At 73.4% G+C, this 16,538-nt stretch carries 13 protein-coding genes and 2 pseudogenes; 8 read left to right on the top strand and 7 right to left on the bottom strand.

Annotated elements, in window-relative coordinates:
* The first annotated feature begins 216 nt into the window (after positions 1-216).
* Together ABZ899_RS32045 and ABZ899_RS32040 are read left to right on the top strand one after the other, a co-directional pair.
* Positions 217-1,713 carry a hypothetical protein gene (locus ABZ899_RS32045; protein WP_361353029.1) on the top strand — a complete coding sequence of 499 codons (1,497 nt, stop codon included), beginning with the start codon at positions 217-219 and terminating at the stop codon, positions 1,711-1,713.
* Positions 1,710-2,549 (top strand): annotated as a pseudogene (locus ABZ899_RS32040) (lysylphosphatidylglycerol synthase domain-containing protein); the annotation flags it as partial. The gene ABZ899_RS32045 and the pseudogene ABZ899_RS32040, both read left to right, overlap by 4 nt.
* Here ABZ899_RS32040 and ABZ899_RS32035 read toward each other — a convergent pair.
* Both ABZ899_RS32035 and ABZ899_RS32030 read right to left on the bottom strand, forming a co-directional pair.
* Complete coding sequence (locus ABZ899_RS32035; protein WP_361353026.1) at positions 2,521-3,627, bottom strand: hypothetical protein; 1,107 nt, start codon at positions 3,625-3,627, stop codon at positions 2,521-2,523. The pseudogene ABZ899_RS32040 and the gene ABZ899_RS32035 sit on opposite strands and share 29 nt — an antisense overlap.
* Before the next feature lie 12 nt (positions 3,628-3,639).
* A complete protein-coding gene (locus ABZ899_RS32030) occupies positions 3,640-5,112 on the bottom strand; it encodes an APC family permease (RefSeq protein ID WP_361353023.1) in 1,473 nt (490 codons plus the stop codon).
* 312 nt (positions 5,113-5,424) lie between these two features.
* Here ABZ899_RS32030 and ABZ899_RS32025 point away from each other — a divergent pair, with 312 nt between their 5' ends.
* Positions 5,425-5,898, top strand: a complete 474-nt coding sequence (locus ABZ899_RS32025) for a DUF5709 domain-containing protein (RefSeq protein WP_361353020.1) — start codon at positions 5,425-5,427, stop codon at positions 5,896-5,898.
* 14 nt (positions 5,899-5,912) lie between these two features.
* Here ABZ899_RS32025 and sthA read toward each other — a convergent pair whose 3' ends face one another.
* Positions 5,913-7,316 (bottom strand): Si-specific NAD(P)(+) transhydrogenase, encoded by a 1,404-nt coding sequence (gene sthA / locus ABZ899_RS32020; protein ID WP_361353017.1) that lies wholly within the window; start codon positions 7,314-7,316, stop codon positions 5,913-5,915.
* A 111-nt stretch (positions 7,317-7,427) separates the two neighbouring features.
* On the opposite strand from sthA, the gene ABZ899_RS32015 reads away from it, so the two are divergent.
* On the top strand, positions 7,428-8,546 hold the full coding sequence (locus tag ABZ899_RS32015) for a sulfite oxidase (RefSeq protein WP_361353013.1): 1,119 nt from the start codon (positions 7,428-7,430) through the stop codon (positions 8,544-8,546).
* 87 nt (positions 8,547-8,633) lie between these two features.
* Here the strand turns inward: ABZ899_RS32015 and ABZ899_RS32010 are convergent, their stop codons facing one another.
* Positions 8,634-8,840 carry a hypothetical protein gene (locus tag ABZ899_RS32010; protein WP_361353010.1) on the bottom strand — a complete coding sequence of 69 codons (207 nt, stop codon included), beginning with the start codon at positions 8,838-8,840 and terminating at the stop codon, positions 8,634-8,636.
* Positions 8,841-9,034: 194 nt separating this feature from the next.
* Positions 9,035-10,240: a glycoside hydrolase family 64 protein gene (locus ABZ899_RS32005; RefSeq protein WP_361353008.1), complete on the bottom strand. Its 1,206-nt coding sequence runs from the start codon at positions 10,238-10,240 to the stop codon at positions 9,035-9,037.
* Positions 10,241-10,605: 365 nt separating this feature from the next.
* On the opposite strand from ABZ899_RS32005, the gene ABZ899_RS32000 reads away from it, so the two are divergent.
* Positions 10,606-11,502, top strand: a complete 897-nt coding sequence (locus ABZ899_RS32000) for a GNAT family N-acetyltransferase (protein WP_361353006.1) — start codon at positions 10,606-10,608, stop codon at positions 11,500-11,502.
* A 9-nt stretch (positions 11,503-11,511) separates the two neighbouring features.
* On the opposite strand, the gene ABZ899_RS31995 is transcribed toward ABZ899_RS32000, so the two are convergent.
* The gene (locus ABZ899_RS31995; RefSeq protein WP_361353003.1) at positions 11,512-12,417 is read right to left on the bottom strand and encodes an AraC family transcriptional regulator; all 906 of its coding nucleotides are present in this window, start codon (positions 12,415-12,417) and stop codon (positions 11,512-11,514) included.
* A 178-nt stretch (positions 12,418-12,595) separates the two neighbouring features.
* Between ABZ899_RS31995 and ABZ899_RS31990 the strand changes: the two genes are divergently transcribed.
* Positions 12,596-13,351: an SDR family oxidoreductase gene (locus tag ABZ899_RS31990; RefSeq protein WP_361353000.1), complete on the top strand. Its 756-nt coding sequence runs from the start codon at positions 12,596-12,598 to the stop codon at positions 13,349-13,351.
* A 75-nt stretch (positions 13,352-13,426) separates the two neighbouring features.
* On the opposite strand, the gene ABZ899_RS31985 is transcribed toward ABZ899_RS31990, so the two are convergent.
* Complete coding sequence (locus ABZ899_RS31985) at positions 13,427-14,314, bottom strand: Gfo/Idh/MocA family oxidoreductase (protein ID WP_361352997.1); 888 nt, start codon at positions 14,312-14,314, stop codon at positions 13,427-13,429.
* A gap of 235 nt (positions 14,315-14,549) precedes the next feature.
* Between ABZ899_RS31985 and ABZ899_RS31980 the strand changes: the two genes are divergently transcribed.
* Positions 14,550-15,407 (top strand): aldo/keto reductase, encoded by an 858-nt coding sequence (locus ABZ899_RS31980; protein ID WP_361352995.1) that lies wholly within the window; start codon positions 14,550-14,552, stop codon positions 15,405-15,407.
* A gap of 8 nt (positions 15,408-15,415) precedes the next feature.
* Positions 15,416-16,533: pseudogene (locus ABZ899_RS31975) on the top strand (ATP-binding cassette domain-containing protein); the annotation flags it as partial.
* Positions 16,534-16,538 lie beyond the last annotated feature (5 nt).

The raw sequence follows: 16,538 nt of genomic DNA, 5'->3' as shown, positions 1-16,538 counted from the left end.
CAGCAGAGTGTGGCATCCGGGTGGCGTCGGTCCACCCCCGGTGGGCGCGCTGACCGGGGCGGACGCGCCATCCGTGCGGCACCTGGCGGAACCCACCCCCCGCCCATGCCCGGTACGGGTTAGTTTGTCGATGTTTTTAATCTTTTCGGCTCCCCGCGCCACTGGCCGGGCCGCGGGGCCAGAAGACCCGCGACGCGCGGGGGTGAGGGGTGATCGATGGCGCACGGCACCAAGCCCATGCTCATGAGCGCGGGACGGCCCGATCAGCGGACCGGGACCGGCCGGCCGCGGCGGCTGCGCGGCGACCTCCTGCTCGCGGCCGTGGCCGGCGCCTTCACCGTCGCGCAACTCCTGCTCGTGGGCCCCGCCATGGGCCTGGGCTGGGACGAGATCGTCTACGTCAGCCAGGTCTCCGCCGACACGCCCGCCGCCTTCTTCAGCGCCCCCCGCTCGCGCGGCGTCTCCCTGCTGGTGTGGCCCGTCGCCTCCTGGTCGTCGTCCACGATCCTGCTCCGCGTCTACCTCGCCGTCCTGTCCGGACTCGGCCTGTACGTGGCCCTGCGGGTATGGCGCGGGCTGTTCCCGGCCCGGGTCCTGGCCGGCGCCGGCGCGTTCTTCGTCACCCTGTGGATCACGATGTTCTACGGCCCGCAGGCCATGCCCAACCTCTGGGTCGCGTTCGGCGCGCTGATCTGCGTCGGCTGCTTCCTGCGGGTCCGCGCCGACCGCTTCGACACCCCCGCCCTGTGGGGTGTCGTCGGCGGCGCCGCGCTGATGGCCTGGATGCGGCCCACGGACGCCGTGTGGGTGACGCTGCCGCTGCTCGTCCTCGTGGCCGTCCGGCGCCACTGGCGGCTCGGCGGCGCACTCGCCGGGGGTCTGGCCGCCGGGGGCGTGGAGTGGGTCGTCGAGGCGTTCCTCGCCTTCGGCGGACTGCGCGAACGGCTCAACGAGGCGTCCCGCATCCAGGGCGACCTGGGCTGGAACATCGCCGTCGACGACCAGATGCGCAGCCTCATGGGAACCGCCCTGTGCCGGCCCTGCGGCGGTGAGCTCCCCCACCCGGGCATCTACGCCTGGTGGCTCACGCTCCCGGTGCTCGCCGGCTACGCCCTCTTCGTCGCCGTCCGCTCCGGCCGCACCCGGCGCACCCTGCTCCCGCTGGCCTGCGCCACCACGGCCGCCGTCCCCTACCTGTTCCTCATCGGCTACGCCGCCCCCCGCTTCCTGCTGCCCGCCTACGCGCTGCTCGCCATCCCGGTCGTGGACGCGCTGTTCCACCTGGCCGTGGGCAAGGACGGGCGCCGGCGCCCGGTGGCCCTCGCCGTGATCGGTCTGGCGCTCGCCGGTCACCTGGGCGTGCAGTTCGCCGTCCTGGACAGCACCGTGGACCGCACCACCGAGGCCCGGCTCGCCTGGGCCCGCTCGGCCACCGAGCTCCACCGGCTCGGCGTACGCCCGCCCTGCCTGCTCACCGGGGAGCAGGCCATCCCCATCGCCTTCTACGCCGGCTGTGCCTCCGGCGCCGTCAGCGGCCACAACGCCGACACCTCCGAGGCCGCCATCCTGGACACCGCCCGCCGCACCTCCGTCGCGGTCCTCAGCCCGCGCCGCGGCAACGGCCCCGCGTACGCGCGCACGTGGGAACTGCACCGCCTGCCCCGCCTGGACGCCCGCGTCGCCCCGCTCCCGGGCGCGGGCGGCTCTGGATGACGCCGGACCCGGCCCTCACCCCCGCCCGGCGCGCACGCGCCTACGCGCACACCGCCCTCACCCTCGCCGTCCTGTCGGCCGTGGTGTGGCTGGCCTGGCGCCACTGGCCGGTGCTGCACACCGGCGCCGTCCGGCTCGCCACCGCCGACCGGGCCTGGCTGCTGGCCGCCGCCGCGGCCACCCTGACCACCTGGCCGTGCGCGGCGCTCGCCCAGCAGGGGGCCGTGCTGCGGCGACTGCCGCCCACGGCCCTGGTGGGCGCTCAGTTCGCCGCGTCCGCCGCGGGCCATGTGCTGCCCGCCGGACTCGGCTCCGGCGCGGTGAACCTGCGCTACCTCGTGCGGGCCGGCCTGCCGCTCGCCCACGCCGCCACCGCGCTGGCCGTCAAGGGCACCGCCGGGGTGGCCGTACGGGCGGTCCTGATCGCCGGCCTCGTGCTGGCCTGCCCGGGTGCGCTGCGTCTGCCGCGGGGCGGCGGGGGAGTACCGGCCGCCCTGTGCGCGGCGGCCCTGTGCCTCCTGCTGCTGAGCGCCACCGTACGGTCCCGGGGCCGCGCCGCCCTGGCCGCGCTGCGCGGCCACAGCGTCGCCGTCCACGCCCGGCCGGCCCGGGCGGCGGCCCTGTGGGGCGGCTCCCTCGGGTACGTCCTGGGGCACTGCGCCGCGCTCACCGCCGTCGCCCAGGCGGTCGGGCTGACCCTCGGCCCGGCCCGGCTGGCCGTGCTGTACCTCGCGGCGAGCGGGGCGGCCGCGCTGCTGCCGACGCCCGGCGGCCTCGGCTCCCTGGACGCCGTGCTCGCCTACGCCCTCACCACGGCCGGAGCGCCGGCGGCCACCGCCGCCTCCGCGGTCCTCGGCTACCGGCTGCTGACGGTGTGGCTGCCGCTGGTCCCGGGCCTGCTGGTCCTGGCGCTGCTGGTCCGGCGCCGGACGCTGTGATCCGTGAGTCCCGTACCTCGATCTCGCGCCGCCACCGCACGAACTGCTTGGCCGGATCGCCGGTGTACGCCCACGGGGTGCGGGTGGCGCGCCCGGCCAGCATCCGCAGCAGCGGCCCGGCGATGTCGTGGACGCCCGCCTGACAGGCGGCGTGCGCCAGGTGGTTGAGGTCCCGCACCTCGGCCGGGGCCACGGCGGTCCCGGGGCGACCCGTGATCCAGCGCTCCCAGGTGCGGCGGACGTCCCCGACGGCGCCGTCGCCGCTCCAATGCGTGCCGAGCCCCATGGAGGCGTGCTGCCCGCCACTGGCGTCCAGGGCGTAGCGGTACTCCTCGACCCGGGCGTACTGGACCAGCACCGGGAGCGGGCAGCCGGGCGGCGCCACCCCGGCCGCGTCCCGGGCGAAGTCGTACATCAGTCCGTGCGAGCCGTGCCACCGGGACGAGTAGTAGTGGAGCACCTGCAGGTGCCCCTCGACGCTGAACGGGTCGCGGTGGTGCAACTCGTCCCACCAGCGGCCCAGTTCCCGCCGGCGCACCCCCGACGGATACAGCCGCGCGACGGAGATGAGCGACACCCACGGCGTCGGGTCCTCCGGGTGCGCCTCGGTGGCCCGCAGGCACGCCAGGACCGCCGCGTCGACGCGCCGCTGGTCGACGGGGACGCCCCGGCCGCCGGTCACGGCGAGGGTGAACGCCCGGGCCGTCTCGGTCGCCGCCCGCAGCACGAGCGCGTCGGCGTCGCGGGGTTCGGCGGCCAGCCAGGACTCCGCCGTCGAACTGGCCGCGCACGCCTGCGCCAGCGAGCGGACCCGGTGCCCGCGGGACGCCCAGTCGGAGCCGGTGTCCCGCAGCAGCTCCCGCAGGCCCTGCCAACGGCCGATGACGATGTCCTGACGGGCGCGGGTGAGGGCGGCGTCGCCGCAGTCGGGGTCGAAGTCGGGGGTGAGATCGCGTCGGGAACCGCCTCGCGCCATCCTGGGCCTCCGTCAGAAGTCGGTGGGAGAGCCCTCGTGGACGAGGGAGGAGGAGCCGTCACGGGCGGCGGGCACGTAGTCCGCCTCGACGGTCCGCGTGGCGTCCAGCGCGGCCGGCCGGTAGTAGTCGCTGCCCTGCCGCCAGTACCAGACCATCGGGATCACGCCGGCCGCCAGACCGCCGATGCCGATGCCGATCGCGCAGCCGCTCAGCTCGCCCAGCGACTCGATGAGGATCGCGAACATGAACAGCGACCCGAACAGCGGCCACACCCCGCCGAGCAGGAAGTCCCGCACCGACCTGAGCAGCAGCCCGCGGTAGGCGACGACCGCCGCGAGTCCCGTCAGGCCGTAGTAGACGGCGATCTGCAGTCCTATCGCGGCGATCGCCTCGTGGAGGATGTCGCCCACCGTGCCGAGGAGGTTGGACGCGACGAACATCGCCGGTGCCACCACCCCGACGACCGCGATCGCCACCCAGGGCGTGTTCCAGCGCCGGTGCACCCGGCCGAGCGCGGCCGGCATCGTCCGGTCCCGGCCCATCGCGAACAGGGAGCGCGTCACCTGGATCAGCGTGGTCTCCAGGGTGGCGACGGTGGAGAGCATCACCGCCCCGATCAGCACCTTGCCGCCCCAGCCCGGCCACACCTCCTCGCCGAGCACGGCCAGCAGGTTCGCGTCGTTCTCCCGGATCTGCCGGGACGACAGGAGGACGTTGACCGCGATGGTGAAGACCTCGAACAGCAGGAAGACGACGCCGAGCCCGACCAGACCGGCCAGCCCCGTCGTCCGGCGGCTGTCCCGGGTCTCCTCGCTGAGGTTGCTCGCGACGTCCCACCCCCAGTAGTAGAACGCGGCGATCAGCGCCCCGGAGGCGAACCCGGCGAGCCCGTCGAAGTGCCCGAAGCCCAGCCAGGACCAGTCGAACGCGCGGGCCCCGTCGGCGCGGAACAGGGCGAGCACCGCGAACAGCCCCAGGATGAGCAGTTCGGCCCCCGTCAGCACGAACTGGGCCCGCACGGTGAGCCGGGCCCCGCCCAGCACCACCACAAGCATGACCAGGAACCAGCAGGCGCCCACCAGTGTGGACAGTGCGGTGTCGTGGGCGAGCCCCTCGTCGAAGAGGGCCAGCGTCATCGCGCCGGCCGGCAGCGACCCCGCCACCATGAAGATCGTCGCCGACACGACCAGCGCCCAGCCGCAGAGGAAGCCCAGGAAGGGGTGCAGGGTGCGTCCGACCCAGGAGTAGCCGGCCCCGGCGTGCACGGCGATCCGGTTGAGCCGGCTGAAGGCGAGCGCGATGCCCAGCATGGGTATCGCGCAGTACAGCAGCGCGGCGGGACTGGCGAGCCCCACCGCGCCCACCAGGACCGCGGTGGTCGCGGCGATCGAGTACGCCGGGGCACTGCCCGCGACCGCCATCACCACGGTCTCGAAGGTGCCGAGGGCGTTGGCCTGGAGCCCTCTGCCCCTGGGGTTGCTCATGGCTGCGCCGCTTTCCGTCGTGCACGGCGCACGGGACCCGGCCCCGGCGCCGTAAAGAGTGTGGGGGGTGGGACAGCGCCACCAACCTCGAGGGATGACCTCGGGCCGGGGCGGCCGACATGGGAGTGGCGGACACTGTACGCCGTTGCGTCGCAGGGTGGTCACGCGGTGTGTGCGAGAGATGATAGCCACAAGTGGGAGGCCGTACGGGGGCGTCGGGGATCTTCCTGGGTTGGACACGGCGCTTCGGGAAACGCGGTTCAGGACACGCGCGGGCACGACAGCCGCCGCGCCTGAGTGAGGGAGGCAGGCATGGGCGAGAACACCCCCGAGCCGATGGCCGACGACGCGTACCAGCCCACCGGCAGCAACGAGGAGCAGGAGGACGGGGCGCCGCTCGACATGCAGGACGCCCTCGACGAGCGGACGTACGACGACATCCTGGACGAGGGCTACTCACCGCCGGAGAAGCCGCTCGGCGTGACCAAGTACGGCACCACCGCGGCCGAGCAGCACGAGGGCGAGAGCCTCGACCAGCGGCTCGCCGAGGAGGTCCCGGACATCGGGGTGCCCGACGGCGACGGCATCGGCGACCTGCCGGGCGGCGAGGGCGAACCCGTCGACCCGGAGGCGGGCGACGAGCGGTCCGGCCGCCTGGTCGCCCCGGACGAGGGCGCGCACACCGACACCGTGAAGGAGGAGGTCGCCGGCGACGTGGGCATCGACGCCGGGGCGGCCGGCGCCGAGGAGGCCGCGATGCACGTGGTGGACGACGAGGAGCTGTAGGCGCCGCCCGCCGCTCAGTTCACCATGTGGTCGATCTGCCGCAGCCGGTTCGTGGCGTCGAGGGCGGCCACCTTGTAGGACTCCGCAAGTGTCGGGTAGTTGAACACCGCGTCGACCAGGTAGTCGACGGTCCCGCCGTACCCCATCACCGACTGGCCGATGTGGATGAGTTCGGTCGCGCCCGTGCCGAAGCAGTGGACCCCCAGCAGGGTGCGGTCCCCGGGCGAGACCAGCAGCTTCAGCATGCCGTGCGAGTCGCCGATGATCTGCCCGCGGGCCAGCTCGCGGTAGCGGGAGATGCCGACCTCGAACGGCACCCGGTCCTCCGTGAGCTGGTCCTCGGTCCGGCCGATGAAGCTGATCTCCGGGATGGTGTAGATCCCGATCGGCTGGAGGTGGTGCATCCGGCCGACGGGCTCCCCGCACGCGTGATAGGCGGCCGCCCGCCCCTGTTCCATCGAGGTGGCCGCCAGCGCGGGGAACCCGATGACGTCGCCGACCGCGTAGATGTGCGGCACCTCGGTGCGGTAGTGCTCGTCCACCGTGATCCGGCCGCGGGCGTCCGCGGTCAACCCGGCCTCGGCCAGGTCCAGTTCGTCGGTGAGGCCCTGCCGGCCCGCCGAGTACATCACGGCGTCGGCCGGTATCTTCTTGCCGCTCTCCAGGACGGTGAGCGTGCCCCGGGCGTGCCGCTCCACCGCGGCGACCGTCTCGCCGAAGCGGAACGTCACCGCGAGGTCCCGCAGGTGGTACTTCAGCGACTCGATGACCTCGACGTCGCACATGTCGAGCATCCCCGGGCGCTTCTCGACCACGGTGACCTTGCTGCCGAGCGCGGCGAACATCGACGCGTACTCCATGCCGATCACCCCGGCCCCGACGATCACCATGGACCGCGGGACCCGTTCCAGCGACAGGACGTTGTCCGAGTCCATGATCGTCTGGCCGTCGAACTCCACACTGGCGGGCCGCGCGGGCCGGGTGCCGGTGGCGATGACGACGTGCTCGGCGGTGAGCAGCCGCTCCTGGCCGGCGACCTCGCGCAGGGCGACCGTGTGCGGGTCGACGAAGCGGCCGACGCCGGCGTACAGGGCGACCTGGTTGCGGGAGAGCTGGCTGCGGATGACGTCGACCTCGCGGCCCACCACGTGCCGGGTGCGCGAGGTCAGGTCGGCGACGGTGATGTCGTCCTTGAGCCGGTAGCTCTGACCGTACAGGTCGCGCTGAGTGAGGCCGGTGAGGTAGAGCACCGCCTCGCGCATGGTCTTGGACGGGATGGTCCCGGTGTGGAGGGAGACGCCGCCGACCATGTCGGGGCGGTCCACGACGGCGACGCGACGGCCGAGCTTGGCGGCGGCGATGGCGGCCTTCTGGCCGCCCGGTCCGGATCCGATGACGAGCATGTCGTAGTCGGGCACCTCAGGAGTCTGGCAGCCGGTGGGCCCCTTCCGGAAGGGTGAGCGGGCAACCGTCCGATCGGGCCCCGTCCGGGCGGGCGGCCCGCCCGGTCCGCGCGGATAATGGCGCTCATGGGTCACCGACTCGCCGACGTGAGCGCACCGGCCCGGCTGGCCGGCCCCGGCGAGGGCGTCGGCCCGGACGAGCTGGCGCTCGCCGCACGCAACCACGGTCAGCCGCTGGAGACCCTGCGCCACGACCTCACCCCGCCGGGCCTGCACTACGTGCTCACGCACTACGACATCCCGTACGTCCCCGAGGGAACGCCCTGGCGGCTGACCGTCGACGGCCGGGTCCGGCGCCCGCTGAGCCTCGCCCCGGCCGACCTCGCGTCGTTCCCGCGGGTGACCACCCGGGTCACGCTGGAGTGCGCCGGCAACGGGCGGGCCCTGCTGAGCCCCCGGCCGGTCAGCCAGCCCTGGCTTGTCGAGGCCGTCGGCACCGCGGAGTGGACGGGCGTACCGCTGAGGCTGCTGCTCGCCGAGGCGTCGGTCCGGGCGGAGGCCGTCGACGTCGTCTTCACCGGCGCCGACCACGGCGTGGAACGCGGAGTCGAACAGGACTACCAGCGGGCCCTGCCCATGGAGGTGGCCGCGGGCGAGGACCCCGAGGTGCTGGTGGCGTACGCGATGAACGGCTCCCCGCTGCCGCCGCAGCACGGCTACCCGCTGCGTCTGGTCGTGCCCGGCTGGTACGGCATGGCACACGTCAAGTGGCTGCGGGGCATCACCGTCGCCGACGAGCCGTTCACCGGGTTCCAGCACACCGCCGCCTACCGGCTGCGGCAACGCCCCGAGGACCCGGGGGAGCCCGTCACCCGGATCGCCCCCCGCGCCCTGCTGGTCCCGCCGGGCTTCCCCGACTTCATGTCCCGCTCCCGGGTGCTGCGGCCCGGCCCGGTGACTCTGGAGGGGCGCGCCTGGTCCGGGTACGCGCCGGTCACCCGCGTCGAGGTCGGCACGGACGCGGGCGCCACCTGGCGGGAGGCGGAACTGGAACCGGGGAACGAACACCGCTGGGCCTGGCGGCGCTGGCGGTACACGTGGACCGCGGTCCCCGGCGAGCACGTGCTCAGCGCCCGCGCGACCGACGCCGACGGCCGCACCCAGCCGCTGGAACAGCCCTGGAACCGCGGGGGGTTCGCCAACAACCTCGTGCAGCGCGTGCCGGTTGTCTGCCTGGACGAGTAGCCACGGCAGGCGTACGGCGGCGCGCGGGCCGCCCCGGGCACCGGCTCCCACCCGGGGCGGCCCGCGCGGTCGTGGGCGCGGGGACTCCTACGGCAGCAGCTTTTCCAGGGCGACGCGCCCCTCCTCGTCGATCTTGCGCTTGGCCCATTCCAGGTTGTCCGCGGTGAGGTCCTTGCCCGAGGCAAGCACGATGTCCTCGGGTGACACCTCGGTGCCGGTGTAGGTGTGGAGCAGGTCGTCCGGGGTGTAACGCTCCTCGGACGGCCCGGACGCTTCGGGCTGGGACGTCGGCATCATCTCTGCTCCTCGGATCCGGGGATCTTCGGTTCGGGCCCGGTGCGGTCATCGGGTCTGCTACCCACCATTCATCGCCGGGGCGCCTCCTGCATCCGGAGGACCCCGCAGGCCCGCTGGGCACCGATACCCCGGACCCTCGGGGTACCTCTCCGGGGCGGGATGGAAACCCCGGCCGCCCCGCGCCGGACGGCTCAGGCGAAGGGCGTGAGCGTCAGCGTCAGCCCGGTCGGCGCCGTGTCCTGGATGTACGAGGCGAAGTCGGCGACGTCGTCGAAGGCGAAGCCGTACGCCTTGCCGTCCTCGGTGGCCGCGTGCACGGCCTTGGCGTAGTGGTTGGTGAGGCCGGTGCCGTAGAACCCGGCGGGGTCGGCCGTCGGCTGGGCCGGCTGGCTCAGGAGCGTCGAGCGGTTGAAGCCGGCGCCGAGGATCGCCGCCACCGGCCCGGTGGTGCCGTCGTTGGGGGCGGCCAGATTGCCGTCGCAGAACAGCACGTCACGGGTCGACGGCTTGGCGAAGGACACCTGGGCGGGCCCGTCGAAGGTGAAGCGGTCGCCGCGCACCCGGCCCGTGAACGTGCCCGCGTTGGTCTTCACGGTGAGGTCCCGGCCCGTGTACGTGCTCCACACCTCGTCGATGTACGGGGCGAAGTAGTCCTTGGCGAACAGGCCGGCGTCCAGGCCGTGGCCGGGGGCGATGACCCGGGTGTCGTCCACGACGAGCCGGGCGAAGTCCTCGGCCTCGCGGACCGCGGCGAAGACGCCCGCCCGCCCGCCCGCCTTCAGCCTGCCCGTCGTCTGGTCCTTCTCGCCGGTGAGCCGGATGCTCAGCGGGACGCTGAACATGTCGACCATGGTGGTGTTGCAGAACATCCCGGAGGAGTTGAACGTGAACTCCGCGCAGTCGTGCAGCACCGGGAAGTTGGGGTCCGAGGAGACCCAGCCGGCCGGGTACTGGAGCGCGGCGTTGCCGTTGCCGTCGGCGACGGCCTTGAACTTGAGCTTCTCGCCGAGGGCCACGTAGATCCGGCCGGACATGTGGGGGAGGGACAGCCGGGTCTCGCCGCTCCCGGCGAGGCTGATCGCGTAGTCGGTGAAGCCGTCGGCACCGTTGTCCGACAAGGCGATCGGCGCGAGGGTGCCGTCCGGGGTGAGGCGCACCTGACGCCCGTCCTGGTTGCCGACGACATAGACGTGGACGTTCGCGTTGCCGAACTCGCCGCTGTCGTTGACGATCGTCAGCGGCAGCGTGTCCGCCGCGGCCTTCGCCTCACCGTCCTCGGACGTCCCCGCGAGGGCGTACGGCGCCACGGTGGCGATGGCGGGGACGGCGACCGCCGCGCCGCCGAGGGCGAACAGGAGCCGGCGGCGGCCGAGGGGACGCTGGTGTCGGGATGTCATGTGGGGGGTCTCCCGGGGGTGTCGAGCGGGTGCCTTGATCGGGCGGCTGCTCCCGGCACTCGTGAGAGCGCTCTCTGAAAGAAGGGGCGGTGCCGCCGATGGGCCCCGATGTTACGCATCGCTTCCACAGGGGCCAACAGGTCCGCACAGAACCGAAATCGCTCTGACCTGCGAAAACGGCCATGGCCATAAAACGTGCACGATCGTTTAATCCTTGTCTAAGGCAGCCTTAAGGCATTCCGAGCCCTTGAGAGCGCTCCCGGAAACGCCCGTACGGTGCGATGACCGGGGAAATGCCGTGGACGGCGTGGAGGAGGGCCACGTACCGTCCGGGGGCTTTCACCGTCCGCAACCCGGAGGACTTCATGACCGATCCGGTCATCCGTACGCTCACCGCCGACGACGCCGCGCTCTTCGACGCCCACCCCGATCCGCTCTCCGCCGCCGAGGGGCACCGGAAGACCGTGTTCCGCCCCCAGTGGAAGCGGGTGGCCCTGCGCGACGGGGCCGTCGTCGCCCGCGGTGCCTGGTGGGGCGGCCCGGACGACCAGGAGCCGGTCAACATCAACTGGTTCGATGTCGCCGAGGGCGAGGAGGAGGCCGGCGCCGCGCTGCTGCGCACCTCGCCCTGGCAGGTCGAGCTGGAGATCAACCTGCCCGGCGGCTGGCGGGACGATCCCGTCCTCGAGGCGGCCGCCGAGGCCCGCTTCGCCGCCGCACGCGCGGCCGGCTACACCCTGCTCGTCGAGCGCTTCCAGTACCGCTGGACGCCCGACCTGGGGCTGCCCGAGCGCCCTGGACGGCTGCGCTTCGAGCCCGATCCCGACGACGCCGTCTTCTTCGACGCCCTGCGGCGCATCCACTCCGCCACCCTCGACGCCCACGCGCTGCGGGCCGTCGAGGAGGGCGGCCTCGACCTGGCCGCCCAGGAGGAGCTGGACTTCTTCCACTGGTGCCCCTCCCCGCGGGAGTGGTGGCAGGTCGCCCGGACACCCGACGGCGAACTGGCCGGCATCCACATCCCCGCGCACAACCCGTCCGGGCCGACCATCGGCTTCATCGGTGTCGTCCCCGAGCAGCGCGGCCACGGCTACGCCTACGACCTGCTCGCCGAGTGCACCCACCACCTGGTCCGGCACGGGGCCGAGCGTGTCACCGCGTCCACCGACCAGGGCAACGTCCCCATGGCCGCGCACTTCGCCAAGGCGGGCTTCCCCGTGGTCAGCGAACGGATCAACTTCCGCCCGCCCGGCGCGCGTTAGCCGAGCAGCTCAGGACGGGGCGCCCGCCCCGCCACGCGCCGCGTGCCGCAGCCGGGCGGCGTCCCGGCTGGGCGGGGTCCCGAACTGACGGCGGTACTCCCGGCTGAACTGCGAAGGGTTGTCGTAGCCGACGCTGCGGCCGACGCCCGTGACGTCGCCCGGCCGGGTGGCCAGCAGCAGCCGGGCCTCCTGGAGGCGGATCTGCTTCTGGAACCGGATGGGGCTCATCGCGGTCACCGCCTGGAAGTTGCGGTAGAACGCGGAGGTGCTCATGCCGGACATCCGGGCCACGTCCTCGACCTGGAAGGGCTCCGCATAGTGCTCGCGGATCCAGCGCACGGCCCGCGAGACATGGCTCAGACCGCTGTCGGCCAGGCCCAGTTGACGCACCGTGGCGCCCTGCTCGCCGGTGATCACCCGCCACAGGATCTCCCGCTTGACCAGCGGGGCGAGCACATCGCGGTCGCGCGGCTCGTCCAGCAGGCGCAGCAGCCGCACCACGGCGTCCAGCAGCGCGTCGGAGGCCGTGCTGACGGCGATCCCCGAGGGCGTGCCCCCGCCGGTCCGGGCGCCCGCCGCCGGCCCGGCCTGGAGCAGCAGCTCCGCGACCGCCGACGGCTCCAGGACCATGCCGAAGCCCAGCGCCGGGTGCTCGGGGTCGGCCCGGGTGAACTGGCCGCTGACCTGCAGGTCGACGGACGCGACCAGATACTCGCCGGGGCCGTACTCGAAGACGCGGTCGCCCAGGGCGAGCCGTTTGGCGCCCTGGGCGATGACCGCGAGGATCGTGCCCGACGTCTCGGGGGCCGGGGGCCCGGACCGGTCGATCCGCGCGACATGGACGCCCTCGATCGCGGTCGTGGTGTCGGGCCGTGCGTGCCGGGCCAGCAGCGCCTTGAGCTCGGTGAGGTCCATCTCCCCATTGCAGCACCGCCGCGGGCCCCGGTTCCCGCACGCGAGAGGATCGTGCAGGTCCGCGGGAGGATCGTTCTAGCGTTTACGCAGGTCAGAGACTTTGAATGGAGGCATCGAGGTTGTTCCGGTGAGAGCCGGGGCGACAGATTTGAACCATTTCTCGCGAAGGAGAGACGTCATGAAGGTCGCCATCGTCACCGGGGCCAGCTCCGGCATCGGGCGCGGCGCCGCCCTCGAGATCGCCCGGCGCGGCGTCGGGGTCGTCCTCACCTACGGCAGGAACAAGGAGGGCGGCCTGGAGACCGTCGCCGCGATCGAGAAGGCCGGCGGCACCGCCGTCGCCCTGCCGCTGGACGTCGGTGACAGCGCCACCTTCCCGGCCTTCCGCGACGCGGTCACGGACGCCCTGCGGGACACCTGGCAGCGCGACACCTTCGACCACCTGGTGAACAACGCCGGCATCGCCCACACCGCGATGTTCGAGGACACGACCGAGGACGACTTCGACCGGCTGACGCGGGTGCTGCTGAAGGGCCCCTACTTCCTCACCCAGACGCTGCTCCCGCTGCTGGCGGACGGCGGCTCCGTCGTCAACACGAGCAGCAACGTCACGTCCTCCGGGATGCAGCCCGGCTACTCCGCCTACGCCGCGGCCAAGGGCGGCCTGGACGTCCTGACCCGGTGCCTGGCCAAGGAGTTCAGCCCGCGCGGCATCCGCGTCAACGGTGTCGCGCCGGGCGCGACCCGCACCCGGCTCGGCGACGACGCCTTCACCCGGTTCCCGGAGATCGTCCCGGCGCTCGCCGAGCGGACCGCGCTCGGCCGGGTCGGGGAGCCCGACGACATCGGCGCGATGATCGCCACCCTCGTCTCCGACGAGAGCCGATGGGTCACCGCCCAGACCATCGAGGTGTCCGGGGGCTACAACCTGTAGGAGCCGAGGAGCCGAGGAGCCGAGGAGCCGAGGAGCCGAGAAGCCGCCGGCGCGTCGCGCCGGCGACCCCGCTCGTCAGCTTCCGGCGCCCAGCCGGGCCTCCGCGTCCGCCAGGATCTCCGTCACCCGCAGCCCGAACCGCGCGTCACAGGCGTGCGGCTGGCCGGTGCGGACCGCACCCAGGAGGGCGTCCGCGGCCCGGCGCAGCGCGTCCACCGCGGTCGCGGTGGACTCCGGGAGCAGCGTCACCCCGGCCGGGCCCCGCAGCTCCACCGTGGCACCGGCCGCCGCGGGGGGCGCGGTGAGACTCAGGGTGAGCGTGCTGGAGGCGCCGCCGGCGTGCTCCAGGACCAGGTGGACCGTGTCCCCCGGGCCGTGTGCGGCCGCGGCGACCCGCCGGGCGTCGCCCAGGACCGGCAGCAGCACCGACAGGGCGTGCGGGCCGACGTCCCACAGTGCGCCCTTCTCCCGCCGCCACGGCGAGTCCGCGAACGGGCTGTCCTCGCCGCCGAACACCGCACCCAGCCACTCGGCCCGCCCCGTGAACCAGCTCTCGGCGGCGGCCTGCCGGCCGATCCAGTCCTCGATCTCCGGCTCGAACCGCGCGGTGAAGAACACCACCGAGGCCACCCCGGTCTCCTCGGTGGCCGACACGACGTCCCGTGCCTGCGCCACCGTCGGCGCGAGCGGCTTGTCCAGCAGCAGATGGCGGCCGGCCCGCGCCGCCCGCGCCGCCAGGTCCGCCTGGACGTCCGGCGGCAGCGCCACCGCCACCGCGTCCACGTCGGCGATCAGCGCGTCGACGTCGTCGTAGGCGCGGACGCCGTGGGCGTCGGCGAGTTCCTTCGTGGGAACGGCACGGCGGCCCCACACACCGACGAAGTCCAGCTCGCCGTGCCCGCTCAGGGCGGGGGCGTGAGCCATCCGGGCCCACGGGCCGGTACCGAGCAGTCCGATGCGCATGCCGCCGCCTCTCACAGTGCCGGGAACCACCGGGCGAGCGTGCCACACCGGCCCGGGCGCCGCGCAAGCGGCCCGGTTTGCGGCCCCCGGCGGCGGGGACCCGCCAGGCGATTCAGCGGCGCCGTCGCTGAATGCGTTCTCCTTCTTCTATTGGACCTCGCGCGGCACGGGCGGTCAGGCTGGTGAGGTCCGGGAACGTTCACCACCGCGCGACAGCGAAAGAGGTCACGAGCCCATGCACACCCGCCGTATCGGGGACGTCGAGGTCAGCGCCATCGGACTGGGTGGAATGCCCATGTCCATCGAGGGACGCCCGGACGAGGCCCGGTCCCTCGCCACCCTGCACGCCGCGCTCGACGCGGGCGTCACGCTCATCGACACCGCGGACGCCTACCACCGCGACGCCGACGAGGTCGGCCACAACGAGACCCTCATCGCCAAGGCCCTCGCCTCCCACGACCGCGGTAAGGACGTCCTCGTCGCCACCAAGGGCGGTCATCTGCGACCGGGCGACGGCAGTTGGACGCTGGACGGCAGCCCCCGGCACCTCAAGGACGCCTGCGAGGCGTCCCTGCGCCGACTCGGCGTGGAGGCCATCGGGCTCTACCAGTTCCACCGCCCCGACCCCCGGGTTCCGTACGCCGAGTCCGTCGGCGCCCTGCGCGACCTGCTCGACGAGGGCAAGATCCGCATGGCGGGCATCTCCAACGCGAACCCCGACCAGATCCGCGAGGCCGACGAGATCCTCGGCGGCCGGCTCGTCTCCGTGCAGAACCAGTTCTCCCCGGCCTTCCGCTCCAGCGAGCCCGAGCTGCGCCTGTGCGACGAACGCGGCATCGCGTTCCTGCCGTGGAGCCCGCTCGGCGGCATCTCCCGGGCCCGTGAACTCGGCTCCGCCTACGCCCCGTTCGCCCGGGTCGCCGAGGCTCACGGGGTGAGCCCGCAGCAGGTCTGCCTGGCGTGGATGCTCGCCAAGTCCCCGGTGGTCGTGCCCATCCCGGGCTCCAGCCGGCCCGTGACCATCCGGGACTCGTTCGCCGCGGCCGAACTGCGGCTCACCGTCGAGGAGTTCGCCGAGCTCGACGCCGTGTGACCCGCCCCCTGGAGGGCAAGGCGCTGCGCCGCATGGACGGCACCCTGCGCCGGCTGCTCACCTCCGGCATGCGGCTCGACCTCGTCAACGGCCGCTTCGGCTCGCTCGCCTGGGTCGTGCTCAACGTGGTCGGCGTCCTGGTCCTCGCCGGCGCGGCACTGGTCTCGTACTACGGCGTGTGGGGCGTCACACCCGGCGACGTCGTCATGCTCAGCGCGTTCCTGACCACCCTCACCAACTCCACGACCACGCTGGCCGGTCTGGCGCCCGTCATCACCAAGGGCCTGGAGTCGGTCCGTTCGGTCGGCGAGGTCCTGCAGGCCCCCGAACTGGAGGACAACGAAGGCAAGGACGAACTCACCGCGCTGCGCGGCGCCGTGCCTTCGAGGGCGTGACCCACGCCTACGAGGACGGCGGACGGCCCGCCGTCCGGGACTTCACGCTCGCCGTGGCGCCGGGCGAGACCATCGCCCTCGTCGGCGCGTCGGGCGCCGGCAAGTCGACCGTGCTCAACCTCGTGATCGGCTTCATCCGCCCCACCGCCGGCCGCGTCCTCGTGGACGGCACCGACATGAACACCCTCGACCTGCTTACCTACCGGCGTTTCCTGTCGGTCGTGCCGCAGGAGTCCATCCTGTTCGACGGCACCGTCCGTGAGAACGTCGCCTACGGCATGGACGACGCCGACGAGGAGACCGTGCGGGCGGCCCTGCGGGACGCCAACGCGCTGGAGTTCGTGGACCGCCTGCCGCGGGGGCTGGACACCCTGGTGGGCGAGCGCGGCGCACGCCTGTCCGGCGGGCAGAAGCAGCGCCTGGCCATCGCGCGGGCCCTCATCCGTGATCCCCGGGTCCTCGTCCTCGACGAGGCGACCTCCGCCCTGGACACCCGCTCCGAGGCACTGGTCCAGGAGGCCCTGGCCCGTCTGCTGCGCGGCCGGACCACATTCGTGGTGGCGCACCGCCTGTCCACCGTGCGAGGCGCCGACCGGATCGTCGTGATGGGCGACGGCCGGATCCAGGAGACCGGCACCCACGAGGAACTCCTCGCCCGCGACGGCGCGTACACCGCGCTGCACGGCGGCCATGTGGCCCTAGACAACAGTGCGATAACGCAAGGCAACTGACGGAG

The sequence above is a fragment of the Streptomyces sp. NPDC046859 genome (assembly GCF_040645135.1).
In the GTDB taxonomy this organism is placed as follows: domain Bacteria; phylum Actinomycetota; class Actinomycetes; order Streptomycetales; family Streptomycetaceae; genus Streptomyces.
The sequence above is the reverse complement of the archived record's forward strand: the minus strand, read 5'-3'. Positions and strand labels throughout refer to the sequence as shown.

Bases quoted from the DNA above. Each gene is read 5' to 3' on its own strand.
- ABZ899_RS31980 (WP_361352995.1), top strand. From the start codon at position 14,550: ATGCACACCCGCCGTATCGGGGACGTCGAGGTCAGCGCCATCGGACTG.
- ABZ899_RS31990 (WP_361353000.1), top strand. From the start codon at position 12,596: ATGAAGGTCGCCATCGTCACCGGGGCCAGCTCCGGCATCGGGCGCGGC.
- ABZ899_RS32010 (WP_361353010.1), bottom strand. From the start codon at position 8,840: ATGCCGACGTCCCAGCCCGAAGCGTCCGGGCCGTCCGAGGAGCGTTAC.
- ABZ899_RS32015 (WP_361353013.1), top strand. From the start codon at position 7,428: ATGGGTCACCGACTCGCCGACGTGAGCGCACCGGCCCGGCTGGCCGGC.
- ABZ899_RS32035 (WP_361353026.1), bottom strand. From the start codon at position 3,627: ATGGCGCGAGGCGGTTCCCGACGCGATCTCACCCCCGACTTCGACCCC.
- ABZ899_RS32025 (WP_361353020.1), top strand. From the start codon at position 5,425: ATGGGCGAGAACACCCCCGAGCCGATGGCCGACGACGCGTACCAGCCC.
- ABZ899_RS31985 (WP_361352997.1), bottom strand. From the start codon at position 14,314: ATGCGCATCGGACTGCTCGGTACCGGCCCGTGGGCCCGGATGGCTCAC.
- ABZ899_RS32000 (WP_361353006.1), top strand. From the start codon at position 10,606: ATGACCGATCCGGTCATCCGTACGCTCACCGCCGACGACGCCGCGCTC.
- ABZ899_RS32030 (WP_361353023.1), bottom strand. From the start codon at position 5,112: ATGAGCAACCCCAGGGGCAGAGGGCTCCAGGCCAACGCCCTCGGCACC.
- ABZ899_RS31995 (WP_361353003.1), bottom strand. From the start codon at position 12,417: ATGGACCTCACCGAGCTCAAGGCGCTGCTGGCCCGGCACGCACGGCCC.
- ABZ899_RS32045 (WP_361353029.1), top strand. From the start codon at position 217: ATGGCGCACGGCACCAAGCCCATGCTCATGAGCGCGGGACGGCCCGAT.
- ABZ899_RS32005 (WP_361353008.1), bottom strand. From the start codon at position 10,240: ATGACATCCCGACACCAGCGTCCCCTCGGCCGCCGCCGGCTCCTGTTC.